This window comes from Qipengyuania gelatinilytica (assembly GCF_019711315.1).
Lineage (GTDB): Bacteria > Pseudomonadota > Alphaproteobacteria > Sphingomonadales > Sphingomonadaceae > Qipengyuania > Qipengyuania gelatinilytica.
The window spans coordinates 883,487-905,080 of sequence record NZ_CP081294.1 but is presented as its reverse complement, the minus strand read 5'-3'; the positions used below and the strand labels follow the sequence as shown (position 1 = coordinate 905,080).

The 21,594-nt window shown below is 62.3% G+C and carries 20 protein-coding genes; 16 read left to right on the top strand and 4 right to left on the bottom strand.

Annotation, left to right across the window (positions count from 1 at the left end; all coding sequences use genetic code 11):
- Positions 1-53 precede the first annotated feature (53 nt).
- The 11 genes from K3136_RS04500 (at position 54) to K3136_RS04450 (ending at position 11,519) form a co-directional block, all read left to right on the top strand.
- Positions 54-1,244 carry a parallel beta-helix domain-containing protein gene (locus tag K3136_RS04500; RefSeq protein ID WP_221431702.1) on the top strand — a complete coding sequence of 397 codons (1,191 nt, stop codon included), beginning with the start codon at positions 54-56 and terminating at the stop codon, positions 1,242-1,244.
- Positions 1,241-2,263 carry an SO2930 family diheme c-type cytochrome gene (locus K3136_RS04495; protein WP_221431701.1) on the top strand — a complete coding sequence of 341 codons (1,023 nt, stop codon included), beginning with the start codon at positions 1,241-1,243 and terminating at the stop codon, positions 2,261-2,263. The genes K3136_RS04500 and K3136_RS04495 overlap by 4 nt, the downstream gene beginning before the upstream one ends.
- Before the next feature lie 170 nt (positions 2,264-2,433).
- Positions 2,434-3,435 (top strand): alpha/beta fold hydrolase, encoded by a 1,002-nt coding sequence (locus tag K3136_RS04490; RefSeq protein ID WP_221431700.1) that lies wholly within the window; start codon positions 2,434-2,436, stop codon positions 3,433-3,435.
- 53 nt (positions 3,436-3,488) lie between these two features.
- The gene (locus tag K3136_RS04485; protein WP_221431699.1) at positions 3,489-4,184 is read left to right on the top strand and encodes an aspartate/glutamate racemase family protein; all 696 of its coding nucleotides are present in this window, start codon (positions 3,489-3,491) and stop codon (positions 4,182-4,184) included.
- A gap of 151 nt (positions 4,185-4,335) precedes the next feature.
- On the top strand, positions 4,336-5,463 hold the full coding sequence (locus K3136_RS04480; protein WP_247711432.1) for a S8 family serine peptidase: 1,128 nt from the start codon (positions 4,336-4,338) through the stop codon (positions 5,461-5,463).
- 155 nt (positions 5,464-5,618) lie between these two features.
- Positions 5,619-6,779, top strand: coding sequence for a deoxyguanosinetriphosphate triphosphohydrolase (locus K3136_RS04475; RefSeq protein WP_221431698.1), 1,161 nt, complete (start codon positions 5,619-5,621; stop codon positions 6,777-6,779).
- On the top strand, positions 6,772-7,467 hold the full coding sequence (locus K3136_RS04470) for an NAD(P)H-binding protein (protein ID WP_221431697.1): 696 nt from the start codon (positions 6,772-6,774) through the stop codon (positions 7,465-7,467). Before K3136_RS04475 ends, K3136_RS04470 begins: the two co-directional genes overlap by 8 nt.
- Positions 7,468-7,478: 11 nt before the next feature.
- A complete protein-coding gene (locus K3136_RS04465; protein ID WP_221431696.1) occupies positions 7,479-7,931 on the top strand; it encodes an ABA4-like family protein in 453 nt (150 codons plus the stop codon).
- 56 nt (positions 7,932-7,987) lie between these two features.
- Positions 7,988-9,538 carry a long-chain-fatty-acid--CoA ligase gene (locus K3136_RS04460; RefSeq protein ID WP_221431695.1) on the top strand — a complete coding sequence of 517 codons (1,551 nt, stop codon included), beginning with the start codon at positions 7,988-7,990 and terminating at the stop codon, positions 9,536-9,538.
- Positions 9,535-10,131 (top strand): DUF938 domain-containing protein, encoded by a 597-nt coding sequence (locus K3136_RS04455; RefSeq protein WP_221431694.1) that lies wholly within the window; start codon positions 9,535-9,537, stop codon positions 10,129-10,131. Before K3136_RS04460 ends, K3136_RS04455 begins: the two co-directional genes overlap by 4 nt.
- Positions 10,132-10,484: 353 nt before the next feature.
- Positions 10,485-11,519: a S1 family peptidase gene (locus K3136_RS04450; RefSeq protein WP_221431693.1), complete on the top strand. Its 1,035-nt coding sequence runs from the start codon at positions 10,485-10,487 to the stop codon at positions 11,517-11,519.
- 70 nt (positions 11,520-11,589) lie between these two features.
- Here the strand turns inward: K3136_RS04450 and K3136_RS14115 are convergent, their stop codons facing one another.
- Positions 11,590-11,718 (bottom strand): hypothetical protein, encoded by a 129-nt coding sequence (locus tag K3136_RS14115; RefSeq protein ID WP_282100024.1) that lies wholly within the window; start codon positions 11,716-11,718, stop codon positions 11,590-11,592.
- A 122-nt stretch (positions 11,719-11,840) separates the two neighbouring features.
- Between K3136_RS14115 and K3136_RS04445 the strand changes: the two genes are divergently transcribed.
- Entirely contained in the window at positions 11,841-12,065 is a 225-nt protein-coding gene (locus K3136_RS04445; protein WP_221431692.1) for a hypothetical protein, read from the top strand.
- Positions 12,066-12,069: 4 nt separating this feature from the next.
- On the opposite strand, the gene K3136_RS04440 is transcribed toward K3136_RS04445, so the two are convergent.
- Positions 12,070-13,605: a TadA family conjugal transfer-associated ATPase gene (locus K3136_RS04440; RefSeq protein WP_221431691.1), complete on the bottom strand. Its 1,536-nt coding sequence runs from the start codon at positions 13,603-13,605 to the stop codon at positions 12,070-12,072.
- A gap of 198 nt (positions 13,606-13,803) precedes the next feature.
- On the opposite strand from K3136_RS04440, the gene K3136_RS04435 reads away from it, so the two are divergent.
- Positions 13,804-15,504, top strand: coding sequence for a hypothetical protein (locus tag K3136_RS04435; protein ID WP_221431690.1), 1,701 nt, complete (start codon positions 13,804-13,806; stop codon positions 15,502-15,504).
- Here the strand turns inward: K3136_RS04435 and K3136_RS04430 are convergent.
- Positions 15,501-16,592, bottom strand: coding sequence for a glycosyltransferase family 4 protein (locus tag K3136_RS04430; protein WP_221431689.1), 1,092 nt, complete (start codon positions 16,590-16,592; stop codon positions 15,501-15,503). The two genes, K3136_RS04435 and K3136_RS04430, sit on opposite strands and share 4 nt — an antisense overlap.
- A 37-nt stretch (positions 16,593-16,629) precedes the next feature.
- Between K3136_RS04430 and K3136_RS04425 the strand changes: the two genes are divergently transcribed.
- Entirely contained in the window at positions 16,630-17,640 is a 1,011-nt protein-coding gene (locus K3136_RS04425; RefSeq protein ID WP_221431688.1) for a lysylphosphatidylglycerol synthase transmembrane domain-containing protein, read from the top strand.
- Here the strand turns inward: K3136_RS04425 and K3136_RS04420 are convergent.
- Positions 17,627-18,625 (bottom strand): glycosyltransferase family 2 protein, encoded by a 999-nt coding sequence (locus tag K3136_RS04420; RefSeq protein WP_221432211.1) that lies wholly within the window; start codon positions 18,623-18,625, stop codon positions 17,627-17,629. The two genes, K3136_RS04425 and K3136_RS04420, sit on opposite strands and share 14 nt — an antisense overlap.
- Positions 18,626-18,800: 175 nt before the next feature.
- Between K3136_RS04420 and K3136_RS04415 the strand changes: the two genes are divergently transcribed.
- Together K3136_RS04415 and glmS are read left to right on the top strand one after the other, a co-directional pair.
- Positions 18,801-19,703: a DMT family transporter gene (locus K3136_RS04415; RefSeq protein WP_221431687.1), complete on the top strand. Its 903-nt coding sequence runs from the start codon at positions 18,801-18,803 to the stop codon at positions 19,701-19,703.
- A gap of 59 nt (positions 19,704-19,762) precedes the next feature.
- Positions 19,763-21,586: a glutamine--fructose-6-phosphate transaminase (isomerizing) gene (gene glmS / locus K3136_RS04410; protein WP_221431686.1), complete on the top strand. Its 1,824-nt coding sequence runs from the start codon at positions 19,763-19,765 to the stop codon at positions 21,584-21,586.
- The last annotated feature ends 8 nt before the right edge of the window (positions 21,587-21,594 follow it).

The window sequence follows — 21,594 nt, the reverse complement described above, 5'->3', positions numbered from 1 at the left end:
TCTTGCAATCGCGCCGCGCTGCGGCATCATGTCTTTCCGAGAGGGAGAGTCTCATGATCCGCATCGCTATTTCCGCCCTGCTGCTTGCCAGCGCCGCCCCGGTTTTTGCCGAAACCTATTCGATCGAACCGGGCGAGGGCGCGCAGGAACGCTTGCAGGAGGCGCTCATCCTTGCCGAGCCGGGTGACGAGATCGTGCTGGCGGCGGGTCGATACGAACTGACCGATGGGCTCAGCCTCGATGTCGATGGAGTGACGGTGCGCGGTGCAGGCATGGACGGCACGGTGCTCGATTTCACCACGCAGGCGGGCGCGGGCGAGGGGCTGCTGGTCACCTCCGACAATGTCACTTTGCGCGATTTCGCGATGGAGAACCCCAAGGGTGACGGGATCAAGTCCAAGGGCGCGGACAATATCGTCTATTACCGCATCCGCGTGACCTGGACGCGCGGGCCGCATCCGGAAAACGGGGCCTATGCGATCTATCCGGTCGAAAGCACCGGCGTGCTGGTCGACGGGGTGAAGGTCACCGGCGCGAGCGATGCAGGCATCTATGTCGGCCAGTCCGACCGCATCACCGTGCGCAATTCAATCGCCGAGGCGAATGTTGCAGGCATCGAGATCGAAAACAGCCGCAATGCGCTGGTCGAGCATAATATCGCCACCCGCAACACGGGCGGCATCCTCGTCTTCGACCTGCCCGACCTGCCCGTAATGGGCGGCGGCAATGTGATCGTCGCCAACAATCTCGTGGTCGCCAATGACACGCCCAATTTCGCGCCTCCCGGCAATATCGTCGCAGGCGTTCGCCGCGGGACGGGCATCATGGTGATGGCGAACGAGGATGTGCTGATCGAGAACAATATCCTCTCGGGAAATCCGACCGCACCGGTCATGGTGATCGCCTATGTCCAGCCCTATGACGACGAGCGCTACAACCCGCTGCCGCGCGGTGTGGTGGTGGGCGACAACACCTTCGACGGCGGCGGCTACGATCCGCAGCTGGAAGGCGGGGAACTGCTCAAGGCGGCATTTGGCGGCGAACTCCCTCCGGTCATGTGGGATGGGCTTGGCAGCCTTTATGTCACCGGCGAAGCGCCCGGCTGGTCGCTCAACCTGACCGAACAGGGCGTAGGGTTGGGCGCCGCGCAGCCTGCGCCGCTGGCCGCGCCGACACCCGAAGCTGCATTCGACCGCTCCGGTATTGGTGCACCGGCAGAGCTGGAGGCACGCCTCAGCCGATGAAGCTCGGGACCGTCTCCCTCCTGGCTGCAAGCCTCCTGCTTACCGGGACGGTGATCGCCCGTGCGACGCCGCCGCCGGAGCAATATGTGAATGATGCGGCGATCATGGATGATGGCCTGCCGAGGCTGCTGTCCGCCTATGGCTTCTTCGCCGACGCAGCGGCGCAAGAACCGGTTCCGCATGTCTATCCCTACAGGTTGAATACGCCGCTCTATTCGGATGGAGCGGAGAAGCTGCGGTTCGTCTACCGACCTGCGGGCACGCAGATTGCGGCGAGTGGGGAAGGACTGCTCGACCTTCCCGTCGGCAGCGCGCTGATCAAGACCTTCGCTTTTGGCGAGGGCGAGGACCGGCGGCTGATCGAGACGCGCGTGCTGCTGCACCGCGCGGACGGTTGGCTTGCGCTGCCCTATCTCTGGAACGAGGAGCAGACCGATGCGCGGCTGGCTGTCGCAGGCGCGCGCATAGACCTCACCACGCCGCGCGGCGAGGACATCAGCTACCGCGTGCCGAACAAGAACCAGTGCAAGGAATGCCACGGCCTCGGTGGAGAGGTGGTGCCGATCGGTCCCAAGGCGCGAAACCTGTCGGGCGACTGGCTCAAGCAAATGGTCGCGGCAGGGCACATCGACCGGATGCCACAGGGCGGTGACCAGCTGCCCTTGTGGGAGCATCGCGGAAAGGCAAGCGTGGAGGATGCGGCGCGTGCCTATCTCGACGTCAATTGCGCGCACTGCCATCGCCCCGGCGCGACCGCTTCTAACAGCGGCCTCGACCTGCGCTGGGAGCAGGAAGATCCGCGCGCGCTCGGTATCATGAAGCGACCCGTTGCCGCCGGGCGCGGGGCGGGCGACCTCTTGTTCGACATTGTGCCGGGAGACCCGGACGCGTCGATCCTGCTGCACCGCATGATGGTGAGCGAGCCTGGCGTTGCGATGCCCGAACTCGGCAAGGCGACCGTGGACGAAGACGGTGTCGAGGCGGTACGCAAGTGGATCGCGGGCATGGAGCCGCGCTGACTTTCCCAAGGCAAGACGGGCTTGCTGGCGCAGGGCCGTGACCTTTCCTGACCCTCGCAAATCGGCGGATCCGCGCGCACGTCCGGCTCAGTTTCAAGGCGTGGATTTTTCGCTTTGAACCGTGTTCCATGTGTTCCATCCTGCCGGAAACGCTTTGCGGGAGACGGGCGATGAAATGGGTCTGGCGAATTCTGGGTATTCTGGCTGCGGTGCTTGTCATCGCCTTCTTCGCGTTTCGCGTGCCCGATACCGACCCTGAAGAAATGCGCGCGAAATACGCAGGCGAGCCGTCGCAATTCCTCGAACTTGCCGACGGCCGCGAAATCCACGTCCGCGACGAGGGGCCGCGCGATGCGCCGGTCATCATGCTGCTCCACGGATCGAATGCCGACCTGCATACGTGGCAGGAATGGACCGAGCTGCTGCGCGATGATTACCGCATCGTGCGCTACGACCAGCGCGGCCACGGCCTGACCGGCCCCGCAAGCGATGACGATTATTCGCTCCAGGGCTTCACGGCCGATGTCGATGCGGTTGCCGATGCCCTCGGTATTCGCACCTTCACCCTTGCCGGCAATTCGATGGGTGGCTGGATCGCAGCCGGATACGCGATCGAAAACCCCGGACGGCTCGATGCGCTGGTGCTGGTCGATGCAGCGGGAGCCCCGATCCGGCGCGAAGGTGGCGGCAATATCGCCTTCACGCTGGCAGGATGGCCGGTGGTCGGCGACCTCATGAGCCAGCTGCTTCCGCGTTCGCTGGTCCAGAAAAGCCTATCGCAAAGCGTCAGCAACCAGGACATCGTCACCGACGAGGCCGTCGACCGCTATTGGGAAATGGCGCGCTATCCCGGCAATCGCTCGGCCACGCGCAAGCGCTTCTCCACTCCGCGTACCAGCTTCGACGAGCAGGAGATATCGGGCATCAGGGTTCCCACGATGGTCATGTGGGGCAAGGAGGATGCCCTGATCCCGTTCGAAGCTGCGGGCTGGTACATGGATCACCTCCCCGATGCGACGCTGGTCGCCTATGACGGTATCGGTCACATCCCGATGGAGGAAGCGTCTGAGCGCAGCGCGACCGACCTCATGGTATGGCTTTCGGAAATCCGCATGGCACCAATGGAACAATCCATGGAACTGCCGCCTGCCGAGGCCGTTCTAACCCCTTGAACATGAGGGGCCGCAACTGGGCGGCATAGAAAAGATCAGGAAGGAGCGCGGGCTTGCGCACATTGGGACTCATCGGCGGGATGAGCTGGATTTCCACCCGCGCGTTTTACGAGCGGATCAACAAGCAGGTGCAGAAGCGCGGCCAGCCGATGGCCAGCGCGCCGATGCTGATCGAAAGCCTCGACTATTCGCGGATCTACCAGGCCAAGCAGTCAGACGACTGGGACGAAGTCGCCAGCATCCTCGTCGACAGTGCGCGCAGGCTGGAAACCGCCGGAGCGCAAGGCCTCCTGATCGCGGCCAACACGATGCACAAGTGCTACGACCGGGTGGCTGAGGCGATCTCCATCCCCGTCCTCCACATCGCTGACAGCGTTGGCAAGGCCATGCAGGAAGCGAAGTGCGAGAACGCCGCACTGCTCGGTACGCGCTACATCATGACCGAAGGCTTCTATCGCCAGCGGCTGGTGTCCCACGGCGTCGACTTGCTGCCGCCCGATCCGCAGGACGTCGAACTGGTCGACGGCATCATCTACAAGGAACTGATGCTCGGCCGCGTGACCCGCGATGCGGAGCGCGCGCTCAAGACCATCATCACGATGAAGGAAAAGGAAGGGGCGAAAGCCATCGTCCTTGCCTGCACCGAACTGGAGATGGTGGTGGATACCGATGCCAACGTCCTGCCGGTGTTCGATTCCACCGATATCCACTGCCGCGCGGCGGCCGATTGGATGCTCGAAGCAACTTAAATCAATCTCGGATTGCAACCCAGATTGTATAATTGCGACATTTCGGTGACGGTCTGAAATTTTCCTGCGAAAACTAGCCTTAACGGGCTTGCGTCTCGATTTTCGTTCGGCATGTTCCCAATCCTCATTTCTCTGGGAAGGGACTGCAAATATGAAAATGAATATGGGTCGCCTCGCGACTGTAAGCCTCGTCGCGCTTGCGGGAGCTGCTGTTGCTACGCCTGCCGCAGCACAGAAGATCGAAAACCAGTACGTCTGCGTCTTCAACCCCGGCCTCGTGAGCCAGGGTCAGGTCAAGGCAGAAGCCAGCCGCTCGGCTCGCGCTGCCGGTGGCAATGTCAAGTTTACCTACGAACGCACCATTCGCGGTTTCGCGGTCAACGCTTCGGCACAGGGTGTCGCCAACATGCAGGCGAAGAACCCGCGCATCGCCTATTGCGAGCAGGAGCAGGTCTACAACGTCTCCGCTCCGCCTCCGGGCAAGGGCCCTGGCGGCGGTGGTGATGGCGGCGGTTCCAGCCCCGCGCAGACCACGCCTTGGGGTATCGAACGCGTTGGTGGTGGCCAGACCGGCGCGACCGGTCGTGCGCTCGTCATCGACAGCGGTGTCGATCTCGACCATCCCGATCTCAACGTGAATGCGGGCCTTTCGGTCAACTTCACGCGTGACAAGAACGCAGACGACGGCAATGGCCACGGCACGCACGTCGCCGGTACGATTGCGGCGATCGACAACAGCATCGGCGTGATCGGTGTTGCTCCGGGCGTCGAAGTGATCGGTATCAAGGTTCTCGACCGTCGCGGTTCGGGTTCGACCAGCGGTGTGATCGCAGGCATCGAATATGCCGCTTCGATCGCCAACGCGAACGACGTTGCCAACATGTCGCTCGGCGGCGGCTTCAGCCAGGCGCTGAACGATGCCGTGATCGCGGCAGCACAGGGCGGCCTCGAGTTCGCACTTGCTGCGGGTAACGAAAGCACCAGTGCGACGACCAAGTCGCCTGCGTCGGCCAACCACCCGAACATCTACACGATCAGCTCGTTTGCACAGGGCGACAACTGGTCGAGCTTCTCGAACTACGGCAACCCGCCGGTCGACTATGCAGAGCCGGGCTCGGGCATCCTGTCGACCTACAAGGACGGCGGCTACGCCACCCTTTCGGGTACCTCGATGGCAAGCCCGCATGCAGCAGGCCTGCTGCTGCTCGGTTCGATCCGTAGCGGTGGTACCGTCAACGGCGATCCGGACGGCAACCCGGATACCATCGGTATCAACTAAGACCCTCGGGGTCGCAGTTACGAAGGGCCGCGCGTTTCAGGACGCGCGGCCCTTTACTTTGCCCGCTCACAGCGAGCGTTCTGACGAAAAGCCCGCAAGTTCGCTATTCGTTCACGTTGTCGGCATGAATCGCCTGACCTAAGCCTCTCTCCCGCATGGAAAGAGCCCCTTACGCTGCCGATCCCGCCGCTTCGCGCGGACGCGAGTTTGCCGAAGATCGCGACGGTGCGCGCGGTCCGCGCAGCGAATTCCAGCGCGACCGCGACCGGATCATCCACTCGATTGCCTTCCGCCGCCTGCGTTCCAAGACACAGGTTTTCGTGGCGCCCGATGGCGATCACTACCGCACCCGGCTCACCCACAGCCTGGAAGTGGCGCAGATCGGCAGGGTGATCGCGCGCGAGCTAGGCCTCGACGAGGATTTGACCGAGGCCCTGTGCCTTGCCCACGACATCGGCCACCCCCCCTTCGGACATGCTGGCGAGGAAGCGCTCGAAGAAGCGATGACGCATGCCGGTGGCTATGACCACAATGCGCATGGCATCCGTGTGCTGGCGCGGCTCGAAAGCCCCTATCCGGACCATCCCGGCCTCAATCTCACCTGGGAGATGCTGGAAGGGATGGCCAAGCACAATGGTCCGGTTAAGACGATGAACTGGGCGCTTGCCGAGATCGACGACGCATTCAGCCTCGAACTGGATCAATGGCCGTCGCTCGAAGCGCAGGTTGCGGCGGTTGCCGACGACATCGCCTATGACAATCACGACATCGACGATGGCCTGAGGGCTGGTTTCCTCTCGCTCGACGACCTGATGGAGCTGGACCTCCTCGCCGACCAGTTCCGCCGGGTCGAGAAGCGCTTCCCCCATGCCGCGCGGGAGATCCAGCTGCGAGAGCTCGTGCGGAGCCAGATCGGGCTTATGGTCAACGACGTGCTTGAAAACACGCGCGCACGGGTCAAAGGCATGACCAGCGCCGACGAGGCGAGGAGAGCGGGCGAGCAGACGGCGGGCTTCTCGCCGGACATGGCTGCCGAAGAAAGACGATTGAAGAAGTTCATGTACGAGCGGCTCTATTATCATCCGGAGCAGATCCAGACGTCGGAGCGCGCGCGTGATGTCGTCGCTCGCCTTTTCGAAGCTTATCGCGACGATCCGAAGATCATGCCCAATGGCTGGGCGGAGCAGCTGCCCGCAGGCGAGCCGCACACGAGCCGGCACATCGCCGATTTCATCGCTGGGATGACGGACCGTTTCGCCATCGACCAGTGCCGCAGGATCTACGGCAAGACGCCCGAGGGGCTGTCCAATGTCTGATGCGCTGCGCCTGTGCCTCGTCGGTGCCACCGGCCTGATCGGCGGCGAGGTGATGCGCGAATGCGTCGGCCGCGAGGATATCCGCATACAGGGAATCGGCCGGAGCGAGGCGAAGTTTCCGCGGGGCCTGAGGATCGAATACTTCGTGGCCGAGCCGTCCAAATGGGGCGAAGTGCTGGAGGCGATCCGTCCCAAGGCGATGATCTGTTCGCTGGGCACGACATGGAAGAAGGCTGGCGAGGACGAAGCCGCTTTCAGGGCGGTCGACGAGACAATCGTACTCGATACGGCAAGAGCGGCCAAGGAATTCGGCGTCGAACGTTTCGTCGCAATCAGTTCTGCCGGGGCGGACCCGGCATCGAAGACATTCTACCTCAAGGTCAAAGGCGAGGTCGAACGCGAGCTGACGCGCATGCGGTTCAACCGGCTCGATATCCTGCGGCCCGGCCTGCTTCTGGGCAATCGCGAGAACGACCGCCGACCGGGCGAGCGCTTCGGTATCGCGGTCGCGCCGGTTGCCAACCTCTTGATGCATGGCAAGCTTCGCCAATATCGCGGTATCAAGGCCGAAACTGTGGCGCAGGCCGCTCTCTCACTGTCGAAGCGGGCGGCGCGCGGAAGGTTTGTGCATGACAATGACGCGATCATCCGCGCGGCGCGCACGCTCCCGCAACTCGTGAACGACTGAGGGGACACACCATGTGGTCGATAGCATTCAGCGCAGCCAATATCCTCGCGCTGGTGATGTGGGCGGCGCTTATCCTGCTGCCGCGCTGGCCCGCCCTGATGGCGGCTGCCCTCTATCTTGGGGTCGGGCTGCTGTGCGGCGCCTATTCCATCGGCCTGATCGGCATCCTTACCGGCACCATCGACCAGGTCGGAGGCACGGGGGCATCGATGGACTTCGGTTCGATTGAAGGCGTCCGCGCGATCTTCGCCAGCGATGGCGGAGTGACCATCGGCTGGATCCACTACCTCGCTTTCGACCTCTTCGTCGGCATCTGGATCGCCCGCGACGCCGATGCGAAGGGCTTTTCGCGCATCGTGCAGGCGCCGATCCTGCTGGCGACTTTCATGGCTGGGCCGCTGGGCTTGTTTATCTGGCTCTTGCTTCGTGAGCGGCGCGCGCGCGAAGGTGGCCGCTGGCAATAGGCCGCTTGTGCTCTTTTCCATGCGTGGCATGATGCACGCAGAGGAGAGAGCCACACATGACCGACGAGCCGAAGCTGTCATTCGATGCCTTCGTCCGCCACTGGGCGGCCGAGCGACCCGATCACATCGTTCTGGAGCAGGGCGATGAAGCGATTAACTTCTCGGATTTCGAAGAACGCAGCCGCAAGATCATCGCCATGCTCGCCTCCCACGGCGTGGGGAAGGGCGACCGGATAGCCTGGCTCGGCAAGAATTCGCGGCACTACTTCGAACTTTTTTATTCCGCCGCGCGCGTAGGTGTTGTGATGGTGCCGATCGGTTGGCGCCTCGCCGCGCCCGAGATCGCCTATATCCTTGGCGATACTGCTGCGAAGCTTCTGTTCCTGGGAGAAGGCTTCGAGGAAATGGCAGAAAAGGCATGCGGCCAGATGGACAGTCCGCCCGAGGTCCTGACCACTCCGGCGGGCCTTTCGGAGATCGATGCGTCACCGGCTGCCGAATTTGCCGCTGCAGGTCCGGATGACGCCGTCCTGCAGCTCTATACCTCGGGCACGACTGGTAATCCCAAGGGCGCGGTCCTGACCAATCGCAATCTCTTCTCGCTCCGCGTGCCGAGCAAGGAAGAGGGGCAGCCGTGGTCCTTCTTCGACGAGGGCGAGGCGATTCTCGTCTGCATGCCCTGCGCGCATATCGGCGGTACGGGGCTCGGTATCATGGCGATGGGGGCGGGCATCCGCGCGATCGTGCAGGAGGAATTTACTCCCGATGGCGTGCTCGATGCGTTCGAGCAGGGGATCACCCGCCTGTTCATCGTGCCGGCAGCGCTACAGATGGTCGTCCAGCATCCGCGTGCCAAGACGACCGATATGTCGGCGGTGAAATACGTCATGTACGGCGCTGCGCCGATCCCGCTGGACCTGCTCCGCGAGGCGGTGCGCACAATTCCCGAAGCGGGCTTCATGCAGTGCTACGGGATGACGGAGACGACCGGCACCATTGCTGCGCTTCCGCCCGAAGACCATTCGCTCGAAGGCAACCAGCGGATGAAGTCTGCGGGCAAGGCCGTGCCCGGTGCAGAACTCAAGGTGATCGGCGAGGACGGCGAGGAACTACCGCGCGGAGAAGTGGGCGAATTGATCTGCAAGAGCCCGTCAAACATGGCCGGTTACTGGAACTTGCCGGACGCGACGCAAAGCTCGCTCAAGGACGGCTGGATGCATACCGGTGACGCCGCCTACATGGACGAAGACGGCTATGTCTTCATCCAGGACCGGATCAAGGACATGATCATTTCTGGCGGCGAGAACGTCTATCCGGCGCAGGTCGAAAGCGCGATCTACGGCCACCCAGCGATCGCCGAAGTCGCCGTGATCGGCGTTCCCGACGAGACCTGGGGCGAGGCGGTGAAGGCCTGCATCGTCGCCAAGCCGGGCGAGGAAGTGGACGAAGCTTCGATCATCGAATGGACCAGGGAACGGCTGGCCGGGTTCAAGGTCCCCAAGAGTATCGACGTGATCGACGTGATGCCGCGCAATGCCAGTGGCAAGATCCTGCGCAAGGACCTGCGCGCGCCCTATTGGGAAGGGCGTGAGAGGCAGGTGAATTGAAACGTCACGCGCCCGCCACGGCGCGCAATTCCGAACCAATTGCCGAAGTTCTCGCCAGGGAATTGCCGGCTGAAGGACTGGTGCTGGAAATCGCCAGCGGCAGCGGAGAACACGCGGTCTTTATGGCGCGCCGCTTCCCGCACATCTCTTGGCAGCCGAGCGATCCCGATATTGATGCGCTCGCGTCGATCGCCGAATGGGCAAAGGAGGCTGGTCTCGACACCCTCGAACCACCCCTCCAGATCGATGCACGCGCCCCCGATTGGCCGGTCGAACGCGCCGATGCCGTGGTGTGCATCAACATGACCCACATCAGCCCCTGGGAAGCAACGGAGGGACTGTTCGCAGGTGCTGCGAGGGTTCTTGCGGTGAATGCGCCGCTCATCCTCTACGGTCCCTATTTCGAAGACGAGGTCGAGCCTGCGCCTTCCAATCTGGCATTCGACGAGAGCCTCAAGGCGCGCAATCCGCAGTGGGGCATCCGCAAGGTCGCTGATATGGACGCGATCGCTGCGCGCACGGGATTCGAACGAACATTCCGGGTTGAAATGCCTGCAAATAACTTGATCTTAATTTACTGCAGGACTGCATAGTTATGTGCAGTAAAATTATGAGAATGCGATAATTATACTGTTAATTCAGTTCGGAAATAATCATTTTACCCTAATTTCTTCTCGCCTTAACGTGATTAAGGAACAGAATTTCCTTTCATCCCTTCAGTCGGCGACGGGTTGAGGAGATAGGAAATGAAACTAATCAGAAACTTAGCAATTGCGCTTCTATCGACTGGCGCGGCGGTCACACCCGGAATGGCGCAAGTAAATCTGCCGGATACGGCGGCGCAGGAAGGTGAAGCAACAGCGGTGATGGGAGCAGATCTCGAAGCATCCACTGCTCGTGAAATCTCACGCCAAGAGGGGATATCCATCGGCGAGGCAGTCAACGGGTGCGCACTCAGGCAGTTCTGCCGGAATTGCAAAACCGCTTGGAATCGGCGTTTCCTGATAATTTCGCCCGGCTGACATTCGCGGGCCCCGCGAAGATCATTGCGCATTTCGATTCCGCGCCAGATCAATCGGAATTTCGTCGCGCGACCGCTGGATTGCCCGCTTCTATCCAGTTCGAAGTTGGTGAGGCGCGATACAGCGCGAGAGAGGCTGCCAAGATCGAAAATGGAATTCGCGCGACCACGCGCTCATTCCCGGAGATAAACTCGATAGCATTCGATCCTGTCGACGGTGTGATTTACGTGAACGATAAAGAAGACGCACAGATAGAAGCGGCTTTGCGTGGAGCCATTCCGATCGATGAACTCAAGATCATATTCAGGCCCGAAATGGCAATCACGCTCTCGGAAAATGCGATCTCGGGGTCGACCTGGAATGCCGAGACGGGCAGTCACAGCCAGTGTACGATTGGTCTCTCGGTCATCGATTCGTCCGGCACGAAATACACCACCACTGCAGGCCACTGTAACGACGACACGGCTCGCCACGAGTTCAATATCTACCAAGACCGGGCTTACGGTGAGCCGGGAGGAAGTCGCCTGAATTTCATCAGCCAGCGCCTTGACCTTGGAATGGATATTCAATGGCACACGCTTCGCGAAACCGATGATGCGATCAGGGCATATTACTGGGATGGGTCACAAAGCGTGCCGATCAAGGCACGCGGCAGTGGCGCGCCTACTTATGGCCAGACGTTTTGCAAGTTCGGCCGGAAAACCAGCTGGACATGTGGCACTGTCGGTTCGCGCGTCTGGCGCTATGGGGGCTACATGTACTACCTCACTGAACCAAATGGTAAAACCATCGTTCGACCTGGCGATAGTGGCGCCGGTGTCGTCCAGGGGAACACAGGCTGGGGCTGGGTCCATGGACAAAGCGGGACTGGCTCGGGATCAAGTACGCTCGTGTTCATGATTGTGCAGGAGATCTACGACCACACCGACCTTCGTATCCTCGGATGTTCTACCTGCTGACCGCATACGAAAAAGGGAGCCCGATCAACGGACTCCCTTTTTCATTTCGGCTCTATGATGCCGGAAAACGTCAGGTTTCTTTGTCAACGGCGTCGGCTACGGATTCGACGTCCTCGGCTGCGCCTCGAACGGTATTGCAGGCAGCTGCGCTGAGGCTCATGGTGGTAATTCCGAAGGCGATAAGCAGTTTCTTGATCATGATACTTCCTTCCCGAAGAGCCCGAGAATCGGACGTTCGCCGGGATAGAACGAGTGGATATTAGCGCGGTTCCCTTAACGCCAGCTTGGCAGGAAGGGCGCGATCACCCATATCGCCGCGCGATGCACGATTTCCTGACCTTTGCCAGCGATGCCGATTGGCTCGGCATGTGGGGCGCCGTATTCCTGCTTTTGGCAGGATTTGCGCTGCTTATGGAGCGAAGGCGCATGGAGCGCGCGCGGATCGACAGCGTCGGCTGGATACCTTGGACCGGCCTGTTTTTGACCTTCATGGTGGTAGGCGGCGGCCTGCTGGCCGTCGCTGTACCGGGCATAATTCGCGGCTGATGCCTTAGAGGCAGGCTTCCAGATACGCCTGGTCGAAGCCGAACTGGCGTGCCTTTTCCAGCGTGTAGGGACGCAGGCCCGAGGAGCGGAACTCGCCAAGGATCTTGCCGTCCTCGCTCTCGTCCAGATACTCGAACTTGAACAGGTTCTGCGTCACGATCACGTCGCCTTCCATGCCGATCACCTCGGTGATGTCGGTGGTGCGGCGCGAACCGTCGCGAAGGCGCTTCACCTGCACGATCAGATCGACCGATTCGGCGATCTGGCGGCTGATGGCTTCCTTCGGGATCTTGATGTCGCCCATCAGGATCATGTTTTCCATACGGCCGAGGCATTCGCGCGGGCTGTTGGCGTGAAGCGTACACATGGAGCCATCGTGGCCCGTGTTCATGGCAGCAAGAAGGTCGAAACATTCCGCGCCGCGGATTTCGCCCAGGATGATGCGGTCAGGACGCATACGCAGGGCGTTCTTCACGAGGTCGCCGATGGTGATGGCGCCCTGGCCTTCAAGGTTCGGCGGACGCGTTTCCAGCGGAAGCCAGTGCGGCTGCTGCAGGCGAAGTTCGGCGGCGTCCTCGATGGTGAGAACGCGCTCGCCCGGGTCGATCATTTTCGACAGCGCGTTGAGCATGGTCGTCTTACCAGAACCCGTACCGCCCGAGATAACGATGTTCATCCGGCAGGCGCCGGCAATCTTGAGCGCGGTACACATCTTCTCGCTCATCGAGCCGAAGCCCTGGAGCATGTCGAGCGTGATCGGCTTCTCGGAGAACTTACGGATCGAGATTGCAGTACCGCGCAGCGAAAGCGGCGGCACGATGACGTTCACACGGCTGCCGTCCTTGAGACGGGCGTCGGCGAGCGGGGTGGTCTGGTCGACGCGGCGGCCGACCTGGTTCACGATGCGCTGCGCAATCTGGAACAGGTGCTGTTCGTCGCGGAAGCGGATCGGAGCAATGACGAGCTTGCCCTTCTTTTCGATGTAGGTCTGGTCCGGTCCGTTGACCATGATGTCCGACACGTCGGGATCGTTCAGCAGCTCTTCCAGCGGACCGAAGCCGAGCAGTTCGTCGACGAGGACCTTTTCGAGCGCGAACTGTTCGCGGCGGTTGAGCGTGACTTTCAGCTCGGCCAGCACTTCCATGATGATCGGGCGGAATTCTTCCGACAGCTCATCCTTGGACAGCGTTGCTGCGGCTTCCGGATCGACGCGTTCGAGCAGGCGCGGCAGCACCTGTTCCTTGATCTTGTGAACGGATGCCTCGAAGCCGCCGACTTCGCCTTCGGTCTGGTGAGTGGCGTTCATGCGCTCCGAAAGGCGCGCCATGGCATCGGCATTCTTGCCCGAGCCACCTGCGCCCGGAGCGGGGGCAGCATCCTGCGGGAGGGGCGGGAACTGTTCGCCGCCGTCTTTCTTCTGATCGCCCGATTCCTCGTCCGACGAGGAACCGCCGCCGCGCATCGGGCGCGCAACGCCGAATTGCGGACGCGCACCGGCAGACATGCCCGCCGACCCGTTTTTCCGTCCGAATGCACTCATGCCCTAAACCCCCAGAAGGTATTGTTCGGTGACGGGGAATAGCTGCCAGAAAGTGACAAACCCCGTCTTGGTAGGAATGGTGAATAAGTTGGAAACCTTGATTTTTTCCTAAAGGCGATTGCGCGTTCAATATGCGGGGGTATCGTCACGAGGGAATGGCAAGCCGGCAGCGGGAATGCCGGGTCGAACGGGGTCTTGATGAGCGATAACAAGGGGTTGGACTGGAACTGGGCGCTTTCGCGCTCTGCAATAGCGATGGTTCTGGCGGGTCTGGCGATGTTGCCGATCGCCGGTATCAATTCGATTCCGAAGTTTTATCTTCGCACGCAGGACCTGCCGGTCATTCTCGCGATTGCCTCGGTGATGGGCCTGCTGATCTGGCGCCAGCCGGGCTGGAAGCTGCCGGAAAAGCTGCCTTCGACCCGCACGATCTGGATCGTGGCTCTCGTCCTGGTGCCGCTCCTTTGGGCTGGTACGCACCTGATCATGCTCGATTACCCGCTGACCCGCGACGAGCATATGGTCGTGTTCGACGGGGCCAATTTCGCATCCGGACGGCTCGGTTTCGCCTTGCCTGAAGAATGGGCGGGCTTCGGAGAACCGCTGGTACCGAACTTCCTGATCACGGCCGACGGCTGGCAAGCCATGGCTTCTGCTTACCTGCCGATCAACGCGATGATGCGCACCGGTTTCGGGATGTTCGCGGATCCCGCGCTGATGAACCCGATCCTCGTCGCGATCGGGCTGGTGGTCCTGTGGGGCCTCGCCCGTCGGATCTTCCCGGACAATAGTCGGGCGGTCTGGATCGTGATGCTGACATATCTCCTGTCGGCGCAGGTCATGACCAATGCCATGACCAATTATGCGATGACCGGGCACCTGGTTTTCAACATCATCTGGCTTTCGCTTTTCCTGCGCGGCGGAGTTGTGGGTCACGCGGGGGCGATCGTGGTGGGCTTCTTCGCGCTGGGCCTGCACCAGCCGGTCTTCCACCCGCTTTTCGCCGGTCCGATCCTGCTCGGCCTATTGTGGCAGCGCCGCTTCGGCCTGTTTGCGACCTATGCGGTCACTTACGCCGCTGCCCTGCTGTTCTGGTTCTCCTACCCGGTCCTGGTGGTGGACTCGCTCGGGCTTGAGCGCGCGGCCTCCGGTAGTGCGGCCGGGGCGGGCGGGTTTTTCGCCGAACGTGTCCTGCCGCTCCTGCGCATCGACGAGATCATGATCCCGCTCATGCTGGTTAATATCCTGCGCGCCATAGCGTGGAACGCTGCCTATCTGCTGCCGCTGTTCCTGATTGCCGCGTTCGGCTGGAAGAAGCTCGATGCGTTGGGCAAGCAACTTCTGGCAGGCGTCTTGCTGACGATCGTCGCGATTGCGATCCTGCTTCCCTACCAGGGCCATGGCTGGGGCTATCGCTATATGCATGCCCTGCTCGGCCCGCTGTGCCTGCTCGCTGGGTATGGCTGGAAGCTCCTGCCTGATGCGCAGAAGCCTGCTGCACAGGGCGGTATCATCGCGCTGGCGCTGGTCTCTGTGCTGGCGCTGCCCTTCCAGTGGTGGAGCGCGCACCGGTTTATCGAGCCGCATGTGAAGCTTTATGAGGTGCTGAGCACGCAGGGGACAGACTTCGTCCTCGTCGATTCCGAGATGCCGTCTCACGCAGTGGACGATGTGAGGAACCTGCCCGACCTGTCGAACCGTCCCCTGATGTTCTCGAGCCGCGAAATGGATGCTGCGCAGATGGACGAGCTGTGCGACAGGGGCAGCATCGCGGTCGTTACGCGAGCTGATCTGAAGACCGTCGGTCTTGCCGAAAACCTTCCCGACGAGAGCCCGGAATTCGATGCGAAGGCCCGGGTGCTTGAAGGCAGGGAATGTGTCCACCCGGTCAAGCACTAACGCTTGGCCATCACCTGCTCGATAAGCTTGGCGTAGTCGCGCGCCATTCGCTGCGCACTGTAATCGCGGATGATGCCCGCACGATCGGGCGTCGAGGCGGCAATTGCCGCATCCAGCCCCTCGCACCATAGACGCGCCGTGTTTTTCGGGTTTTCGACGTCGACCGGAAGCTGCGCCATCTGCCGGTCGAGCTCGGCGTCGGGCGCGGCTCCCTGCTGCCCGATAACCGTGGGAGCCTCGCATGCGAGTGCCTCGAGCGCGACAAGCGGGGTGCCCTCGGTCTCGCCGGGGAGAATGCAGGCGGCACAGGTCGAATAGAGCTGGGCGAGCTCGGCAGGGCCGGGGCGCCAGTGACAAGTCACGTTGCTTTGCGCCCAATCGCGCGGGTCGATCGTCCCGTATCCGGCAAGGACGAACTGTCGGTCCGGCATCGAGCGGGCCATTTCGCGCACGATCTCGATGCCTTTCTTGGCCACGAACCTTCCCACGAACAGCAGCGAACCATCGCGCGGCTGGCCGGTGGGGGCGAAGACATCGGTGTCGATGCCGTTGGGGATCACCGTCGCCAGCGGACCCTGGACGGGCCTGGAGTTCTTCAGCTTCGCCTTGGTAACAAACGCCAGCGCATCGGTGTTTCCGAGGATGCGCGGGGCAACGCGATCGTTGAATACCGAGAACGCGAGTTGACCGAAGCGCGAGGAAAACCTTACCTCGCCCGTGTGCTTGATCACGATAGAGGGGGTCTGCCGGTGCGCACTGGCAATTGCGGCAAGATTGGAAAGGTAGACGCTGTCGTGCACCAGCATGACGTCGGCCTCGCGCGCCGCCTTGTTGAGCGCGCTGACATCTGCCGGATGCGGGATGAGCAGCGGAACGCCGAGGCGCTTCTCGAACCAGTTGGTGGCGCGGATGGGCATTCGGACATAGGGCTTGTCCGAAGTGTCGCCCGCCTGTGCTTCACCGGTATGGGCCGCCAGCGTAACCTCGTTTCCGGGCATGCGCGCCAGTTCACGCGCGAGCAGGTGCGCCATATGCGCGACGCCGCCGCCTTCTTCGCGAAAAAAGCTCGAAATGCACAATATCCGCATCGGTCCTGCAGCCCTAGCATGAAGCACCCGATTTGAAATGAGTGGCAGCGTTCCATCCACCGGTGCGGCAGATACGGTGCCGCCCAAGCGCAATCTAGTGCGCCTGGCGATCGGGCTGGCCCTGGCCGGAGCCTTGCTCTGGTGGCTCTTCACGAGCTTTTCGGTTCTCGAGGCGGATGTGTGGACATCGCTTGGCCGCCACCCCTGGGCAATCGGCGCCATCGCTTTCGCGACCGCCTTCGCGATGGTCCTGGTCAGCACGATCAAGTGGCAGATGCTCCTGCGGCGAGGCGCGCCGGATCTCGCGCGTTCGGTGGGATTCGACCGGCTGTTCGCCTATACTGCGGCAAGCAGCGCGATCGGGCAGATCGTCCCGCCCTATATTGCCGGGCCGGCGGTGCGCGGCATGGCCATGAAGTCGCAGCACAATGCGGGGTTCGGCCGCAGCGCAATCCTCGCCGGATACGAGCAGGTTTTCGATGTCGTAACCCTGGTCATAGGCGGAATTGCGGCGCTTGCCCTGCTGGTCGGCGGGATTGGCGGCTGGGCGGGGGTGCTGGCTTTCGCTGCCACGCTCGCGCTGGCGTCGGCCGCGGTCTACCTGCTTCCGGAACGGTTTCGACCGGCGCGGATGGCTGCTGTCCTGCCGCGGCGATGGTCGACCACGCGCCGGATCAAGCAAAGCGTGGAAGCAGGGTCGGCGGCCGGTCTCGACGCGCCGCGCCTGCTCGGCCACCTCACGGCGCTGTCTTCGCTCCGCTATGGCGCGCTCGTGGCGCGTACCTTCGGTATCGGGATTTTCCTGCTGCCGATGATTCCATGGCAGACCATCGCGCTGGGATTTGGCGCTGTGCAAATGTCTGCACTGGCGGCGCTTACTCCCGGCAATCTCGGCATTACCGAGCTGGGCTGGAGCGCGATGACGCTGGTCACAGATGCTGCGACCATGGGCGAATTCGTGGCCTTTGCGCTTGCCTTGCGGGTCAGCGGCCTGATCGCCAGCGGCGCGCTGGCGGTGCTTTCGCTGCTCTGGCTCAGGCGGCCTTGATCAGCTTTCGCTCGTCGGCGAACTTCAGCACGCTCGGCAGCTGCAGGTAACGCAGGCGCTTTGCTTCCTTGCGGCCGCGCGTGACCGTGTCGAGGATCAAGCCGCTGAAAAGGCTCAGGAAAGCAAGGATCATCACGCCCGATGCCAGCAGGGCAGTGGGCAGGCGCGGCACGAGGCCGGTCTCGACATATTCGGCGATCACCGGGAAACCGAGGACGAGCGAGGCGAGGAACAGGCCCAGCGCCATCATCCCGTAAAGATACAGGGGGCGCTCCTGCTTGAGGAGGCCAGTAATGGTCCACAGGATACGCAGGCCGTCCGAAATCGTATTGAGCTTGCTCTCGGAGCCCTCGGGGCGTTCGGAGAACTGTGTCGGGACTTCCGCCGCCGGCATTTCGAGCTGGAGCGCATGGATGGTCAGTTCGGTTTCGATTTCGAAACCCTGCGCCATCACGGGGAACGACTTCACGAAGCGGCGCGAGAAGACGCGATAGCCGCTCAGCATGTCCTTGAAGCCGTTGCCGAACATGGTGCGCACCAGCGAGGTGAGCATCCAGTTGCCGAATTTGTGGGCGGGCCGGTAGGCGCCTTCCGCCGCGTTCGACCGCGAGCCGACGACCATGTCGAGCCCTTCCTCGACCAGCTTGTCGACCAGCGCGGGCGCAGCCTCTGCTTCGTAAGTCTCGTCGGCGTCGCACATCAGGTAGATATCGGCATCGATATCCGCGAACATGCGGCGGACCACGAAACCCTTGCCCTGGCGCGGTTCGCTGCGAACGACTGCACCGGCAGCGCGGGCGATCGCAGCGGAATCGTCGGAGGAATTGTTGTCGTAGACGTAGATCGTCGCCTGCGGCAGCGCCTTCTGGAACCGCTCGATCACTGCGCGGATAGCCAGCCCCTCGTTGTAACAGGGCAGGAGGACCGCAACGCTCGGTTCGGCGCTGGCGGCGTGGATTGCGGGCGCAAAGTCCTGCTTCAGCATATTCACGAGTGCTTCTCCGGCTGCTGATGCATGATACTTGCGACCCCCTCGAATTTCGTCTGCGAGCACCCTTGGCGAAGTTTGGTAAACAAGCGGTAAAGCATCGCCCGCTGGCCAAGCATGGCAGGAGCGGTTAGCGCGCGATTTCACACGATCTTGCGGGCCTTTCCTCCAGATGCACCAATCCGAACGCAGCGGCATCCTGCTGGCCCTTGCCGGCTTTGCGCTCCTGAGCATTGGCGATGCCGTGGTGAAGACGATGGCAGGCGAGTATTCGCCGCTGGGTGCGGCGGCGCTGCGGTTCGTCATCGGGGCGATCGGCGTATCGCTCCTGCTGCAACTGAATGAAGGGACTGCGGGTTTTCGTCCGAAGAACCCGTGGCTCCAGGCCGCAAGAGGCTTCTGTCTTGCCGCCGCGTCCTTGTGTTTCTTTTCAGCCGTTTTTGTCATGCCACTGGCGACCGTCATGGCGATTGCCTTTGTCGCCCCGATCATCGTTGCCTTGCTGAGCGGGCCGCTGCTTGGCGAGAAGGTGCGCTCCGCCACGTGGATCGCCTCCTTCGCGGCCCTGGGCGGCGTCGCGATGGTGTTGCGGCCGAACCTGGTCGAACTCGGCTGGGTTGCCTTGTTGCCGCTCGGCTCGGCCCTGTTCTTCGCGCTGATGATCATCGCGAACCGGGCCAGTGCAGGGCAGGGTAGCGCGCTTTCGATGCAGGCCTTCATGCAGATTGCCGCGCTTCCCCTGCTGGCCGTCGCGGCGCTGGGTGGGCATTTTTCCGGAGCTGAGAGCCTCGAGCTGACCGTGCCGGATTGGACGGTTCTCGCCCGCTGCACCCTGATTGCCCTCACGGCCAGCACCGCACACTGGCTGGTCTATCTCGGGACCCAGCGGGCAGGCGCTGCCACGATCGCCCCCATGACCTACGTGCAGATGCTCGTGGCGACTCTGATGGGCTGGTGGTGGTTCGGCGATGTCCCCGACCTGCCCACGCTGGCCGGTGCTGCGGTCATCATCGGGGCAGGCCTGCTGCTATGGTGGACTACGCCGCGGGAACCGCTTTCCTTGCCGACCGATTGATTGGATTGCGGGAAACGCTAAGGCTGGTTCCGCAAGGTCTTCCAAGGGGTCATCCATATATGTGCGGAATTATCGGTATCGTCGGCAAGGAAGCGGTTGCAGACAGGCTTGTCGACGGTCTGAAGCGGATGGAATACCGCGGATATGACAGTGCCGGTATCTGCACCATCGAGAATGGCGATCTGGTCCGCCGCCGCGCCGAGGGCAAGCTCAACAATCTGGTCACTGAACTGAAGGACCACCCCGCCGGCGGAGACATCGGCATCGCGCATACGCGCTGGGCCACCCATGGCGCACCGACGGCCAACAATGCGCATCCCCACGCGACCGACAAGGTGGCGATCGTCCACAACGGCATCATCGAGAACTACAAGGAATTGCGCGCCGAGGTGAAGGCTGCCGGTCGCACGATGGAAAGCGATACCGATAGCGAGGTCGTCGCCCACCTGCTGACGCGCCGGATCGAAGATGGCGAGACCCCGCACGAAGCGGTCGCCAACATGCTGCCGCGCCTGCGCGGCGCCTTTGCGCTGGCCATTGCGTTCCGCGACTATCCCGACATGCTGATCGGTGCACGTCGCGGCTCGCCGCTGGTCGTTGGATACGGCGAAGGCGAAACCTATATCGGCTCGGACGCGCTGGCGCTTGCTCCGCTGACACAGCAGATTTCATATCTCGAAGAAGGCGACTGGGTCGAGGTGACGCGCGAGGGCGCGACAATCTTCGACGAGGAGAACCACGAGGTTACCCGCGAGGTCCGCACTTCGGGCGCATCTGCCGCAGCGACCGAAAAGGGCAATTATCGCCACTACATGCAGAAAGAGATCTTCGAGCAGCCGACCGTGGTCGCGCAGACGCTCGGCTCCTACCTGCGCCGCGATGAAGTCTCGGTCGCACTGCCCCAGTTCGATTTCGACATTTCCAGCATCAAGCGCGTGACCATCGTCGCCTGCGGAACATCGTTCTACGCGGGTATGGTCGCGAAATACTGGTTCGAGCAGTTCGCCCGCGTTCCGGTCGACATCGATGTGGCCTCGGAATTCCGGTACCGCGAGCCGGTGCTCGAGGATGGCGGGCTGGCGCTGTTCATCTCGCAGAGCGGCGAGACAGCCGATACGCTCGCAGCATTGCGCCACTGCAAGGAGAAGGGGCAGACCATTGCCGTGGTGGTCAACGTACCCACCAGCACGATGGCGCGCGAGGCCGACCTGCTGCTGCCGACCCATGCCGGACCGGAGATCGGCGTCGCATCGACCAAGGCCTTCACTTGCCAGCTGGCCGTGCTCGCAGCGCTTGCCGCACATATGGCGGTCAAGAAAGGGCTGATGAGCCGCGAGCAAGAGCACGAGGTGGTCACACACCTGCTCGAGGCGCCTGCCTGCCTCAACTCCGCGCTCGACCACGATGACGATATTGCGGCGATGGCGCATCTCATCGCCCCGGCGCGCGACGTCCTGTATCTCGGGCGCGGCCAGGATTATCCGCTTGCGCTCGAAGGGGCACTCAAGCTCAAGGAAATCAGCTACATCCATGCCGAGGGCTATGCCAGCGGCGAGATGAAGCATGGTCCCATCGCGCTGATCGACGATGACGTTCCCGTGATCGTGCTCGCGCCTTCCGGACCGCTCTTCGAAAAGAGCATCTCGAACATGGAGGAAGTGCGAGCGCGTGGCGGCAAGATCGTGCTGATTTCGGATGCCAAGGGCCTGGAAGAGGCGGGCGAGGGCTGCATGGCGACCATCGAAATGCCCCGTGTCCACCCGCTGATCGCGCCTCTGGTCTATGCCATTCCGGTCCAGCTGCTCGCCTATCACGTGGCCTGTGTGAAGGGGACAGACGTCGACCAGCCTCGTAACCTCGCAAAATCGGTCACCGTCGAATAATTTCCCTT

Excerpts from the sequence above, each read along its gene's own strand:
- K3136_RS04490 (WP_221431700.1), top strand. The coding sequence starts at position 2,434 with ATGAAATGGGTCTGGCGAATTCTGGGTATTCTGGCTGCGGTGCTTGTC.
- K3136_RS04445 (WP_221431692.1), top strand. The coding sequence starts at position 11,841 with ATGCACGATTTCCTGACCTTTGCCAGCGATGCCGATTGGCTCGGCATG.
- K3136_RS04425 (WP_221431688.1), top strand. The coding sequence starts at position 16,630 with ATGAGTGGCAGCGTTCCATCCACCGGTGCGGCAGATACGGTGCCGCCC.
- K3136_RS04420 (WP_221432211.1), bottom strand. The coding sequence starts at position 18,625 with ATGCTGAAGCAGGACTTTGCGCCCGCAATCCACGCCGCCAGCGCCGAA.
- K3136_RS14115 (WP_282100024.1), bottom strand. The coding sequence starts at position 11,718 with ATGATCAAGAAACTGCTTATCGCCTTCGGAATTACCACCATGAGCCTC.
- K3136_RS04475 (WP_221431698.1), top strand. The coding sequence starts at position 5,619 with ATGGAAAGAGCCCCTTACGCTGCCGATCCCGCCGCTTCGCGCGGACGC.
- K3136_RS04435 (WP_221431690.1), top strand. The coding sequence starts at position 13,804 with ATGAGCGATAACAAGGGGTTGGACTGGAACTGGGCGCTTTCGCGCTCT.
- K3136_RS04465 (WP_221431696.1), top strand. The coding sequence starts at position 7,479 with ATGTGGTCGATAGCATTCAGCGCAGCCAATATCCTCGCGCTGGTGATG.
- K3136_RS04470 (WP_221431697.1), top strand. The coding sequence starts at position 6,772 with ATGTCTGATGCGCTGCGCCTGTGCCTCGTCGGTGCCACCGGCCTGATC.
- glmS (WP_221431686.1), top strand. The coding sequence starts at position 19,763 with ATGTGCGGAATTATCGGTATCGTCGGCAAGGAAGCGGTTGCAGACAGG.
- K3136_RS04415 (WP_221431687.1), top strand. The coding sequence starts at position 18,801 with ATGCACCAATCCGAACGCAGCGGCATCCTGCTGGCCCTTGCCGGCTTT.
- K3136_RS04500 (WP_221431702.1), top strand. The coding sequence starts at position 54 with ATGATCCGCATCGCTATTTCCGCCCTGCTGCTTGCCAGCGCCGCCCCG.
- K3136_RS04440 (WP_221431691.1), bottom strand. The coding sequence starts at position 13,605 with ATGAGTGCATTCGGACGGAAAAACGGGTCGGCGGGCATGTCTGCCGGT.
- K3136_RS04460 (WP_221431695.1), top strand. The coding sequence starts at position 7,988 with ATGACCGACGAGCCGAAGCTGTCATTCGATGCCTTCGTCCGCCACTGG.
- K3136_RS04430 (WP_221431689.1), bottom strand. The coding sequence starts at position 16,592 with ATGCGGATATTGTGCATTTCGAGCTTTTTTCGCGAAGAAGGCGGCGGC.
- K3136_RS04480 (WP_247711432.1), top strand. The coding sequence starts at position 4,336 with ATGAAAATGAATATGGGTCGCCTCGCGACTGTAAGCCTCGTCGCGCTT.
- K3136_RS04495 (WP_221431701.1), top strand. The coding sequence starts at position 1,241 with ATGAAGCTCGGGACCGTCTCCCTCCTGGCTGCAAGCCTCCTGCTTACC.